Source organism: Segatella hominis, assembly GCF_004535825.1.
Classification (GTDB): Bacteria; Bacteroidota; Bacteroidia; order Bacteroidales; family Bacteroidaceae; genus Prevotella; species Prevotella hominis.
In genome coordinates this window covers 138,220-151,181 of sequence record NZ_SGVY01000001.1, presented here as the reverse complement: position 1 = coordinate 151,181, position 12,962 = coordinate 138,220, and the positions used below count along the sequence as shown (strand labels likewise).

6 protein-coding genes are annotated in these 12,962 nt (G+C 45.3%); 5 read left to right on the top strand and 1 reads right to left on the bottom strand.

The genetic code is table 11. The features are described from left to right. Positions 1-165 precede the first annotated feature (165 nt). The 5 genes from EXN75_RS00615 (at position 166) to EXN75_RS00595 (ending at position 10,588) form a co-directional block, all read left to right on the top strand. Complete coding sequence (locus EXN75_RS00615; RefSeq protein ID WP_118118425.1) at positions 166-1,941, top strand: oxaloacetate decarboxylase; 1,776 nt, start codon at positions 166-168, stop codon at positions 1,939-1,941. A gap of 2 nt (positions 1,942-1,943) precedes the next feature. Further along, entirely contained in the window at positions 1,944-2,483 is a 540-nt protein-coding gene (locus EXN75_RS00610) for an HDIG domain-containing metalloprotein (protein WP_134842383.1), read from the top strand. A gap of 18 nt (positions 2,484-2,501) precedes the next feature. Further along, on the top strand, positions 2,502-5,351 hold the full coding sequence (locus EXN75_RS00605; RefSeq protein ID WP_134842382.1) for a putative LPS assembly protein LptD: 2,850 nt from the start codon (positions 2,502-2,504) through the stop codon (positions 5,349-5,351). An 821-nt stretch (positions 5,352-6,172) separates the two neighbouring features. Continuing rightward, positions 6,173-8,392: a family 20 glycosylhydrolase gene (locus EXN75_RS00600; RefSeq protein ID WP_134842381.1), complete on the top strand. Its 2,220-nt coding sequence runs from the start codon at positions 6,173-6,175 to the stop codon at positions 8,390-8,392. A 120-nt stretch (positions 8,393-8,512) separates the two neighbouring features. After that, complete coding sequence (locus tag EXN75_RS00595; protein WP_134842380.1) at positions 8,513-10,588, top strand: heavy metal translocating P-type ATPase; 2,076 nt, start codon at positions 8,513-8,515, stop codon at positions 10,586-10,588. Positions 10,589-10,621: 33 nt separating this feature from the next. Here EXN75_RS00595 and EXN75_RS00590 read toward each other — a convergent pair whose 3' ends face one another. After that, positions 10,622-12,883 (bottom strand): cation:proton antiporter domain-containing protein, encoded by a 2,262-nt coding sequence (locus EXN75_RS00590; RefSeq protein ID WP_134842379.1) that lies wholly within the window; start codon positions 12,881-12,883, stop codon positions 10,622-10,624. Positions 12,884-12,962: the final 79 nt, after the last annotated feature.

Below are 12,962 nucleotides of genomic sequence, written 5' to 3'. Positions count from 1 at the left end.
GAATAGGCTGATAATTGGATTTTTTTGTCTAATTTTGCACCTTGGTAAATTATGCGTTGCCAGGAAGGGGCTTTCGGGCCTGTTTGATGGCAGCCGTTACTGGATGGAAAATCAATTGCAAAAAATAGATTTGTCAATCATTAGAATATAATACATTAATAAATAATGAAGAAGAAAATTCAGTTCAGTCTCGTTTATCGAGACATGTGGCAGAGCTCTGGTAAGTTCCAGCCACGTAAAGATCAGTTGGCTAAGATTGCCCCAGTTATTATCGAAATGGGCTGCTTTAGCCGTGTTGAGACGAATGGTGGTGCCTTCGAACAGGTAAATCTCCTCGCAGGCGAAAATCCTAACGAGGCAGTTCGCGCTTTCTGTAAGCCTTTCAATGAGGTAGGTATCAAGACTCACATGCTCGACCGTGGTCTGAACGCTCTTCGTATGTATCCTGTGCCTGATGATGTACGTGCATTGATGTACAAGGTGAAGGCTAAGCAGGGTACTAACATCACCCGTATCTTCGATGGTCTGAACGATGTGCGCAACATCATTCCTTCTATCAAGTGGGCTAAGGAAGGTGGCATGACTCCACAGTGTGCGCTCTGTATCACCAATTCTCCTGTTCACACGCTCGATTATTATATGAATATCGCTGATCAGCTCATCGCTGCCGGCGCAGAGGAAATCTGCTTGAAGGATATGGCTGGTATCGGTCAGCCTGCTTTCCTCGGTAAGTTGACTAAGATGATCAAGGACAAGTATCCTGAGATTATCATCCAGTATCACGGCCACTCTGGTCCTGGTCTCTCTATGGCTTCTATCCTCGAGGTCTGCAACAATGGTGCCGACATCATCGATACTGCTATCGAGCCATTGTCTTGGGGTAAGGTTCACCCAGACGTCATCTCTGTCATCAGCATGTTGAAGAACGAGGGCTTTGAGGTGCCTGAAATCAATATGAGCGCTTACATGAAGGCTCGTGCCATGACTCAGGAATTCATCGACGAGTGGCTCGGTTACTTCATCAACCCAGGCAATAAGATCATGTCTTCTCTGTTGCTCGGTTGCGGTCTTCCTGGCGGTATGATGGGTAGTATGATGGCAGACCTCGGTGGTATGCGTCAGACAATCAACAATATCCGTAAGAAGAAGGGTGAGGAAGAATTGTCTATGGACGACCTCCTGATCAAGCTCTTCGACGAGGTTGAGTATGTATGGCCACGCGTGGGTTATCCTCCATTGGTAACTCCATTCAGCCAGTATGTGAAGAACATCTCTTTGATGAACCTCCTCACCATGGAGCAGGGCAAGGGCCGTTTCGTGATGATGGACGACTCTATGTGGGGTATGATCCTCGGTAAGAGTGGTAAGATTCCTGGAACCATCGATCCAGAACTCGTAGAACTTGCCAAGAAGCAGGGCCGTGAGTTCACAGACGTAGATGCTCATACATTGCTTTCTAACGCTCTCGATGACTTCAAGAAGGAGATGGACGAGAACGGTTGGGATTACGGTCAGGACGATGAGGAACTCTTCGAGCTCGCCATGCACCCAGAGCAGTATCGCAACTACAAGAGCGGACAGGCAAAGAAGAACTTCCTGGCTGATCTCCAGAAGGCTAAGGATGCTAAGCTCGGCAGCACCTTGACTCCAGCTCAGCTCGCAGAATTCAAGCACGCTAAGGCTGATGCAATCGTAGCACCAGTAGCAGGTCAGATCTTCTGGGAGTTCCAGGGCGAGGGTGAGTGCCAGCCTGCAGTAGAGCCATTCATCGGCAAGGAATATAAGGAAGGTGATGCATTCTGCTACATTCTTGCTCCTTGGGGTGAATTTGAGACTGTTCCTGCAGCTCTTGGTGGTAAACTCGTAGAAATCAATGCTAAGCAGGGTAGCAAAATCCGCAAGGGTGATGTGATCGCTTACATTGAGCGCAACGCTGAATAATGATGGATTATCAAGCAATTATAGATAAGTATTATCCTGAGGATAATGAACTTCGTCATATCCTCATTACACATAGTCAATCTGTAGCGCGAAAAGCGCTACAGATTGTTTCGTATCATCCTGAATTGAAGTTGGATGCCCAGTTTGTCGAGGAAGCTGCTATGCTCCACGACTTGGGAATCTTCCTGACGGATGCTCCGGGCATACAGTGTTTTGGGTCTCATCCATACATCTGTCATGGTCGTATGGGAGCTGAAATCCTGCGCAAAGAAGGATATGAACGCCATGCACGGGTATGCGAACGACATACGGGGGCTGGCATTACATGTAAGCAAATCGTAGAGCAGAATCTGCCGCTGCCTCATCAGGATTTCCTTCCCGAAACAATGGAGGAAAAGGTGATTTGCTATGCTGATAAGTTTTTCAGCAAAACCCATCTCGACGAGGAAAAGTCGATAGAAAAGGCAGAGAAAAGTCTCGCTAAATTTGGCGAAGAAGGAGTGAAACGCTTCCAGGAATGGGAGAAATTGTTTGAAATATAACTTCTCAAAAGATATTGAATGAGAAAACAATCAACTATAGCTGTACTGCTCTTTGCTGCTGTCTGCATGATGGTGGCCAATCCGGGTATGCCTTCTAAGAAAAAGAAGAAGACTATGGCTGATTCTACCGCTTTGGCTGTGGGAGACTCTGTATGGGTGGATTCCTTAGGCAATGAAGTCAAGGTGGATGCTGCTAATGATACCCTGCAGATGGATTCGCTGCAGAAGGCTATATGGAAACATAATAAAGTGGTCGATGACAGTATCCGACTGGATAGCTTGAATCGCAAGAAAGCCGGTGGCGTGGATGCCCCGGTGCAATATACGGCGGAGGATTCGCTCGTCTATGATGCTCCCCATAAAGTGGCGCATCTCTATGGTAATTCCAATGTGAAATATACCAACATGGACCTTACGAGCGACAAGATTTCCATGGACATCGACAAGAGTAATGTGAAGGCTACGGGTACCGCCGATTCTACTGCTGAAGGTGGTGTCAAGGGTAAACCGGTCTTCAAGATGGGCTCTGATACCTACGATACGGATACGATTGCCTTTAATTTCAAGAGTAAGAAGGCACTTATTAATAATGTATATACAGAGCAGCAGGATGGATTCCTGACGGGTGCCCGATCAAAACGTGATTCTACTGGAGCTATCTATCTGCAACATGGTAGATATACGACCTGTGATGATCCTCATCCCGACTTCTATATTTCTCTTTCCAGAGCGAAAGTGAGACCGGGTAAGGATGTGGTTTTCGGACCGGCTTATCTCGTGGTGTGCGATGTGCCGATGCCTTTGGCAATCCCTTACGGATTCTTCCCATTTACCAAGAGCTACAGTAGTGGTTTCATCATGCCTACCTATGGTGATGAAAGCGACCGTGGCTTCTATCTCAGAGATGGTGGATATTATTTTGCCGTCAATGACAAGTGGGACTTGAAACTCCTGGGGGAAATCTACACGAAGGGCTCCTGGGGTATTTCTGCTGCAAGTAATTACCGCAAACGCTATAAGTACTCGGGAAGTTTCTTCTTCAGTTACCAGGATACGAAGACGGGTGACAAGGGAATGCCTGACTTTGCTGAGCAGGAGAGTTTCAAGGTGCAGTGGAGTCATCGACAGGACTCGAAGGCCAATCCTTTCAGCTCGTTGTCGGCAAGTGTCAACTTTGCCACATCCAGCTATGAGCGCAACAATCTCAACTCGCTCTATAATCCGCAGACGATGACGCAGAGTACGCGTACCTCTTCTGTGAGCTGGAGTACAGGATTCTCAAGTATTGGTCTGTCGCTCAGTGCTACTGCCAACCTTTCGCAGAATATGCGTTATTCCAGTTTGGCTGTGACACTTCCTGACCTCAATATTTCCATTGCCCGTTTCTATCCTTTCCGCCGAAAGAAGATGGTGGGTGATGAGAAATGGTATGAGAAGATTGCGATGAGTTATACTGGACATATCAGTAACTCAATCAATACGAAGGAAGACCAGTTCATGAAGAGTAATCTCATCAAGGACTGGAGAAATGCATGGCAGCATCAGATTCCAGTGAGTGCTTCGTTCACGCTCTTCAAGTACATCAACATCAATCCAAGTTTCAACTTCTCTGACCGTATGTACACCAATAAGGTGACAAAGTCATGGGATGAACAGAAGCAGACTGAGGTTTGCGATACAACCTATGGATTCCATAATGTCTATAATTGGAACATGAGTGTGGGTATGTCCACCAAGCTCTATGGATTCTGGGTGCCTAATCGCAAGATATTCGGTGATAAGATACAGGCCATCCGCCATGTCATCACGCCAACTGTAAGCTTCAGTTATGCGCCTGACTTTGGTGCTTCCCGCTATGGTTATTGGGAAACTTATCAGAAGACGGATGCCGATGGTAATGTTTCGCTCGTCAGCTATTCTCCATACCAGAATTCACTTTATGGTGTGCCTGGTAAGGGAAAGACAGGAAGTCTCTCTTTCACTTTAGGCAACAACCTGGAAATGAAGGTCAAGAGCGATAAGGATTCTACCGGTTTCAAGAAAATCAGTCTGATTGATGCGTTTGACATCAATATGAGCTACAATATGGCGGCGAAGGTAAGACCTTGGAGCGATATGAATATCAAACTGCGTCTGAAATGGTGGAAGAACTATACGTTCAATATGAATGCGGTCTTTGCTACCTATGCTTATGATCTGGACGAACAGGGAAATCCATACGTCGGTACTCATACTGAGTGGAGTAGAGGTCGATTCGGTCGATTCCAGGGTATGTCGCAGAACCTGTCTTTCACGCTGACACCTGAGAAACTTGCAAAACTCTTTGGTGGAAAGAGTGATGATGATGAGAAGGACAGTAAGCGTAAGGACCAGGACGAGGATGGACTGGATACTGATATAGAAAGTAATGTGGACGATACCTTGGAGAAGGGAAAGACTGCTGCCAAGAAGAAGGGTGGCAAGGCTAAGACCGATTCGGATGGTTATATGGCTTTCAAGATGCCTTGGTCGCTGACCTTCGGTTATGGTGTTACCATGCGTGAGGATACGCGCAAGGAAAAGTTCAACAAGGAGTCTATGCGCTATCCATACAAGTTTACTCAGACATTGAATATGAGTGGTAACGTAAGACTGAGTGATGGCTGGAATATCAGTTTTTCATCCGGTTATGATTTCGACAATCATAAAATGAGTATGACTACTGCAAGCTTGCAGCGTGATCTCCACTGTTTCAATATGAGTTGTTCGGTGGTGCTTTCGCCTTATACAAGTTATAATTTCACCTTCCGTTGTAATGCTTCTACATTGACGGATGCCTTGAAATATGATAAGCGCAGTGGCTATTCTAATGCTGTGCAATGGTATTAGAATATCTCTGAAATCTAAGAAAAATACAATCAATGAAATAGGGTGTGTCATGGAGTTCATGACACACCTTTTTCGTTTCTTCATTTTTTTCATCGGATTTCACGGATGAATCGAAGGCATTCTTGCTTATCGGATTTCTTACGGAATTTCGCGGAACTTTGGCCGCTGGCCAATGGCTCGCGCCCGATATGTGCTCCTGTTGTTTTTGTCACGCAGATTTCGCAGATGACGCAGATTTTTCTTCGTGGGGATTATTTTGTCCCACAGATTTCACAGATATACACAGATTTTTCTTTGTGGGGATTATTTCGTCCCACAGATTTCACAGATGACACAGATTTTTCTTTGTGGGACTTTTTCCAACCTCAGGGGGTATCTGCACCGACCGGACAGGTCGCCTCTGCGAAAATCCGTGAGTAATCGCCTCCGCCGGAAAACCTCCGAATAAATTCCGTGTCATCCGATGAATAAAAAATCTGCGTCATCTGCGAAATCTGCGTGACAAAAAAACGTCCCAAGAAAAATCTGTGTATATCTGTGAAATCTGTGGGACTTTTTCCAACCTCAGTGGGTATCTGCACCGACCGAATAGGTCGCCTCTGCGAAAATCCGTGAGTAATCGCCTCATCAAGAATACCTCCGAATAAATTCCGTGTCATCCGATGAATAAACTCATAATCCGTTATGACACATCTTCTAAAATAAAGTAAGATCCGGTTTTTTAGAAGATTTAATTCAAAAGATTTGGAAAGTTCTAATAAAATCCGTATTTTTGTCCCATTGGAATTATTAATAACTATAACCTAATGATATTCATAAGTATGAGAAAAATGTTAGCACTTTCCTTCATGCTCCTGTGTTCGCCAACTTTGTTCGCACAGACAGTAGCCAACATGGATAGCCTGAAGGCAGAAAAGAAAACAACGGCGATTTCCTTGAAGTTGACGGGCAACCTGACCACTCAAGGTAATTCAGATTTCCGGCAAATGAGAGATCTTTGCTGGCAACTCAGAAATGTAGATTTGAGTGAAGCTACTTGTCCCGTCATCCCTAAGAATGCTTTTCATTCTCGCCATCATCTGCAAAAAATCTTGCTGCCTCAAAGAGTGCTGCAGATTGGTTCGCAGGCTTTCTTTGCCTGTGATAACTTGCAGGAGCTTCATCTTCCGATGAGTTTAAGGCAGGTAGATGCTGCTGCCTTTTCGGGTTGTAAAAACTTGAAACATATCGTCATCGAAGGAACTCCACAGTTGGCTGAATATGCTTTTGCCCATTTATCGGGTTTACAGACCGTGAAGGTGAATTCCAAGATTCCTCCTCGTGCTGACGTCACGACTTTCTATGGCATCCATCGCAGTCAATGTAGGTTAATCGTTCCAAAGGGGAGCGAGAAGGCTTACCGGAAGGCACCGGGCTGGAGCCTGTTCTATGCTGACATGAAGCAGGCAAAGGAAACATGCGACCCGATGAAATGCCTGATTCCAGTGCCTATGGACTTGCAGGTAAAGAAAGATGCCCGCCTACTTCAGGTGCATGGAATTTGGAATATCGTGGCTGCTGATGGTCTTGCGAATGAAAAGGAACAGGCCGAAAGAATCCTTTCTGAACGGGACTGTTTGACAAACAATAACACTCAGGAGGGAATTTCCAGACAGAAAGCGAACGTAAAGGGTGGAAGCAAAGAACAGTTGACTTTAACGATGGAAATAGATCCTTCTCTTGCTGACGTTGAAGCTTACACTCTTGAAGTTTTGCAGCGAGGAGTAACGATTAAGGGAAAAACGGCAGCTGGTGTATTTTATGGTTTAATGACCTTTGACCAGTTGCTGCGTGGTAATGGGGCAAAGAACTGTTGTGATGCGATTCCTCAACTGGCGCTTTCAGACCAGCCACGTACTCATGTCAGAGAACTGATGGTGGATCCTTGCCGTACTTTTATCCCTTATGAGCAGTTGAAGGCTTTCATTCCTGAGATGGCCCGCTACAAACTGAATGCCATCCATCTGCATCTGGTGGATGATCAGGCTTGGCGTATCGAGATCAAGAAGTATCCTCGTTTGACGGCTGAAGCAAGCAGCAGATGGGGAATGGATGACATGAATATGCCTATCAAAGGCTATTATACGCAAGAGCAGATGCGGGATTTGGTAAGTTTTGCTGCAAAATATCATGTGCAGGTGGTTCCTGAAATCGAAATGCCTGGTCATGAAGTGGCTGCTATCAGCGTTTATCCTGAATTGACTTGTCATGGCGTGCAGGTGCCAATCCGAACGACTTGTGGTGTTTCTGATGAATTACTTTGTCCGGGTAATGAGTTCACTTACGAGTTCTTAGGAAATGTTTTCAAGGAATTGGCAGACGTATTCCCTTCTCCTTATATTCATTTAGGTGGAGATGAGGCAGGTAATCCGGCATTGGATTGTTGGACCAATTGTCCTAAATGTCAGGCGCTGAAGAAAAAAATAGGTATTACCACGACCGACCGTTCTGAGAATTGGAAATTGCAAGGTTATCTCTTCGACCGCATGATAGAACTCTTGCGCAACCGGTATCATAAGACTCCGATGTTCTGGTATGAACTGGATTTCAAGAAAATTCAACCGGGATGCGTTACCTTTGCCTGGCGTTCGGGTCTGACAGAGGAAGCTTTGAAGGCAGCCGTAGAAAACAATGCCCGTATTATGCTTTGCCCAGGTGAACATTGTTATTTTGATTATCCTATGGCGAAGGGAGATATGCCGGAAGTGAATTGGGGAATGCCTGTCACCACTCTGAAAGATACGTATCGTCTTGATCCGGGTTGGGGAATGGGTAAAGATTTTGAAAACAATAATCTTTTTGGTGTGGCTGGTACGCTATGGAGTGAGTGCATTAATACGCCTGAACGAATCTATTACCAGGCTTATCCTCGTGCCTTGGCTTTGGCAGAGGCGGGCTGGAGTATGCAAAAGAACCGTTCATGGGAAGGCTTTATCCTTCGTATGAAGCCAACTTTGGAGGATATGATGCGTCGTGGCATCACTTTCTCTATGGAATTTTAGGGAAAAAATCTATATTTTTGGTAAAAGAGGCTTTTGCAACCAAGTTGCAAAAGCCTTTTCGTAATTTTGCAGCAGAATAAAGAAAGTAATTGAAGTAGTAACTAAATGTATTGTAAAATTATGGAAGAAATGAAGCATCATCATCATTGCGATTGCCACGGTGAACATAATCATCATCATTGTGATTGCCACGGTGAACACGAGCATCATCACGAGGAAGGAAATTTAAAATCCAAACTGATTCAGATAGCTGTAACTGTCATTTTATTGGTAGTTGCTGTTTTTATTGAGAAAGAATACGATTTGGCAACTTGGCAATTGCTGCTCGTATATCTTGTGCCTTACCTCTTAGTGGGTCATGAGACCTTGGCAGAAGCGGCTGAAGGTATTGCCAAAGGAGATATGTTTAATGAGGACTTCCTCATGGCGATAGCTACTATTGGCGCTCTTTGCATCGGCTTCTTCCCAGGGAGTGAGACTGAATTTCCTGAGGCAGTTTTTGTAATGCTCTTTTTCCAAATCGGAGAACTGTTCGAGGGATATGCTGAGGGTAAAAGCCGGGATAGTATTTCGCACCTGATGAATATCCGTCCTGATGTGGCGAATGTTGAAAGAAATGGAAAGGTGGAGCTCGTTTCGCCGGAAGAGGTGGAAGTGGGGGAGATCATCGTGATTAAGCCTGGTGAGAAAGTGCCGCTTGATGGTGTGGTAATAGAGGGAAACTCTGCCTTGAATACCATTGCGCTGACGGGCGAAAGTATGCCACGGGATTTGAATGAAGGCGACCATATCATGTCAGGATGTGTCAACTTAACCGGATTGATCCGTGTTCGTACTACCAAGAGCTTTGGAGAGAGTACGGTTTCCAAGATTATTAATCTGGTAGAGAGTGCAGACCAGAATAAGTCAAAAAGTGAGGCTTTTATCACGCGTTTTGCCCGTGTTTATACTCCTATCGTTGTTTTTGCCGCACTTGCTTTGGCTGTGATTCCTCCTATGTTGGGAGGAATGGGGATTGCATCAGAATGGTTGGGCAATGGTTCTTTCGGTGATCATTTCCCATTATGGCTCAATCGCGCCTTGATATTCTTAGTGGTGTCTTGTCCTTGTGCCTTGGTCATCAGCGTTCCCCTTACTTTCTTCGGAGGCATTGGCGGCGCTTCCCGCAATGGCATTCTTATCAAGGGCAGCAACTATATGGATGCACTTGCCAAGGTGGGTACTGTCGTTTTCGATAAAACGGGCACATTGACTCATGGAGAGTTTGCTGTGGAGGCTGTTCATGTGGGTGATTCCTGCTCTTGCGGTTCATCCGCAGGCGCTCATCATGTGCATGTTGGCGAATATTCAGATCAGGAGAAAATTCTTCTTCATCTGGCAGCCCATGCCGAACATTTTACAAATCATCCGATAGGTGCAGCGCTCCGTTCCGCTTTTCCTGATGAAGCTACGGATAACTGCGTGGTTTCTGATATAAAGGAAATCGCAGGTTATGGTATTCGTGCCCAGGTGAATGGAAAGGAGGTTTGTGTGGGAAACAAGAAGATGATGGCTTCTATCGGGGCAAAATGGCATGATTGTTCTCATGTGGGTACTATCATTCATGTGGCTATAGATGGCAAATATGTGGGGCATATTGTCATTAATGATCAAATCAAGGAGGGTAGTGCGGAAGCCATTGCACAGCTCAAGGCCTTAGGTGTAGGGAAAACGGTGATGCTGACTGGCGACCGTCATGAAGTGGCTGAAAAGGTGGCGCAACAGATAGGACTTGATGTATGTCGTTCAGAACTCTTGCCAACAGATAAAGTTGTAGAAGTGGAAAAATTACTTCAAGAAAAAGAAGCGGGCAAGACCTTGGCTTATGTGGGGGATGGCATCAATGATGCTCCTGTATTGAAACGGGCTGATGTCGGCATTGCCATGGGTGGCTTGGGTAGTGATGCTGCCATAGAAGCTGCTGATGTGGTTTTGATGGATGATGAACCGCGAAAGATTGCTCTTGCTGTCAGAATCGCTCGTCGCACCATTCATATAGCCCATGAGAATGTAGCCTTCGCAATTGGAGTGAAAGTGGCAGTTCTGATTCTGGCAACTGTTGGCTTGGGAACCATGTGGATGGCTGTCTTTGCAGACGTGGGTGTTACGGTTTTGGCAGTACTGAATGCAATGAGAGCCTTGAAGAAATGCCAATAAAGGTATAGAATATAAATAAAATAATGGAGAAGGCTAAGCCCTCTCCATTATTTTTTGCAAGTCGCTTTCTTCTCCTACGATCCAAAGGATATCTCCTTTTTCAAATGTACGGGTAGGAGCTATTTTCGTTAAGTTCTCTTGTCCTTCTTCCAATCCCACAACCATACAGTTGTATTTATCGCGGATTCCACTTTCAAGAAGTGATTTCCCGCAGAATTCACTTTTACCGCTGATGATGAGTTGTCGTAGTTTCATCTCCCGTTTCTCTATTTCCAGGTCTTCTGGTATGAGATCCGTACTGAGAGCGGTTGCAAATTTCTGCAATTGGTCGTCATTGCCAATGACTTGTAATTTATCTCCTGGGAATATGACCGTATCTCCGTTAGGAATATTCAGACGTTGTGAACCACGCATGATACTGCTCATATCTACACCAAACCGTTCACGGAGATGCAGTTCTTTGAGCGTTTTCCCTCCCCATGACGAATCTTCCGGCACGTCAAAATCACTGATGTGGATGTCTCGGTCCAATAAATGTCCTTCGTAGAGCGGTTTCTTCTCGCCGTTTACCTGTGCCATAATGTCCCTTGAACGCAGGTTGTGAATGAAGAGTCTTTCCATCTTGATGCTTCGCTTCTTGGTCCATCTTGATGCTATCATCAGGGAAACGACTGCAATGCCGATGATGATCATGAGCGCATCGGTGAAACGTGTCAGATAATTGCAGATATAGAAGATGAAAGCCAATGCAATAACAAATCTCACGACGATGGTGAAGAGAAGCGGAATCCTGTTGATGCTGCTTTCTACCCATAGGCGTTTCCACTCATTGCTATGGTTCTTTTTCATGATGATGGCACGCAGGAATGGTGCTATCAGCACGAGGGTCAATATGCCTGTGATGGCGTTAGCATACCAATGCAACTTCCAGCCAGGGAAAAGACTTCGGGTGAATGGAAGTACGAAGGTAAACATCAATGCGATGACTGCTGCAGTAAGGATGGAATAGGCTACGGTGTTGATGAGCATTTGTCTGAGAAGAGACTTCCATTTGCTCTGCTGGGTCGTAGAGGGATGGCTCATCGCAAAATGATTCAGTATGTTGATGAGTCGCTTCGGCAGATGCTTCTCCATTACCTGATACGTCGGTGTGGCAAGGCGAATCATATAAGGAGTAAGGAAGGTCGTGATGACGGATACGGCAACAACTACTGGATAGAGATAGTTGCTGATAACGCCTAATGACAGACCTAAGGAAGCGATGATGAAAGAAAACTCACCAATCTGTGCCATGGAAAATCCACAGCGCATAGCTGATTTCAGAGATTCTCCACCGAGCATGAAGCCGAAGGTACCGAATATGGCTTGTCCTATGAGTATGCTACCTACTAATGCCAGAATAGGAATGGCATATTCTATCAGAATCTTAGGGTCAACGAGCATACCTACGGAAACAAAGAAGATGGCTCCAAACAGGTTCTTTACGGGTTCCACCAGTTTGATAATCTTTTCTGCTTCGATGGTTTCTGCTAAGATGCTGCCCATGACGAAAGCGCCAAAAGCACTGGAGAATCCTACCTTGGTGGAGAGTACTGCCATGCCGCAACAGAGTCCTAATGCTACAATCAGAAGGGTTTCGTTGTTGATAAGTTTGCGTACAGAACGGAGGAAAAGTGGGATGGCAAAGATGCCTACTATAAACCAAAGGATAAGGAAGAAGGTAATCTTTATCACAGAACCGATCATCTGTTCTCCATCAGGATTGTTGCCTCCTGCAATGGCCGACAGCATCACCATCATGACAATGGCAAGTATGTCTTCCAGTATCAGAACGCTCATCACCATGCCCGCAAACTTCTGTTGTCGCAGCCCCATATCATCAAAAGCCTTGTAAATAATGGTGGTGGAACTCATGGCAAGCATACCGCCCAGGAAAATACAGTCCATCTTGCTCCACCCAAAGCCATGTCCTATGCTGATGCCGAGCATCATCATGGAGAACACGATGACTATGGTTGCAATGATAGGGGAGGCTCCCATTTTTACGATTTTCTTGAAAGAGAAGTCAAGACCGAGTGAGAATAGGGTAAAGATAACTCCGATGTCAGCCCAAGTCTTGATATCTGTTTCATCAATGACCGACATGGTATATGGCATGTGTGGTGAAACAAGAAAACCAGCAACGATGTATCCTAACACAAGGGGTTGCTTGAGCTTCTTGAAAATGATGGTTACGATGCCTGCAACCATCAGTATGAGTGCCAAATCTTTTACTAAAAATGGAATTTCTGCCATTCGAAAGAAAATTAAGTTTGATATGTAAGTGAAAACAGTTTATCGTCTATTGGAGTATCAGGTCATAATATGAAAATAA

Excerpts from the sequence above, each read along its gene's own strand:
- EXN75_RS00615 (WP_118118425.1), top strand. The coding sequence starts at position 166 with ATGAAGAAGAAAATTCAGTTCAGTCTCGTTTATCGAGACATGTGGCAG.
- EXN75_RS00610 (WP_134842383.1), top strand. The coding sequence starts at position 1,944 with ATGGATTATCAAGCAATTATAGATAAGTATTATCCTGAGGATAATGAA.
- EXN75_RS00605 (WP_134842382.1), top strand. The coding sequence starts at position 2,502 with ATGAGAAAACAATCAACTATAGCTGTACTGCTCTTTGCTGCTGTCTGC.
- EXN75_RS00600 (WP_134842381.1), top strand. The coding sequence starts at position 6,173 with ATGAGAAAAATGTTAGCACTTTCCTTCATGCTCCTGTGTTCGCCAACT.
- EXN75_RS00595 (WP_134842380.1), top strand. The coding sequence starts at position 8,513 with ATGGAAGAAATGAAGCATCATCATCATTGCGATTGCCACGGTGAACAT.
- EXN75_RS00590 (WP_134842379.1), bottom strand. The coding sequence starts at position 12,883 with ATGGCAGAAATTCCATTTTTAGTAAAAGATTTGGCACTCATACTGATG.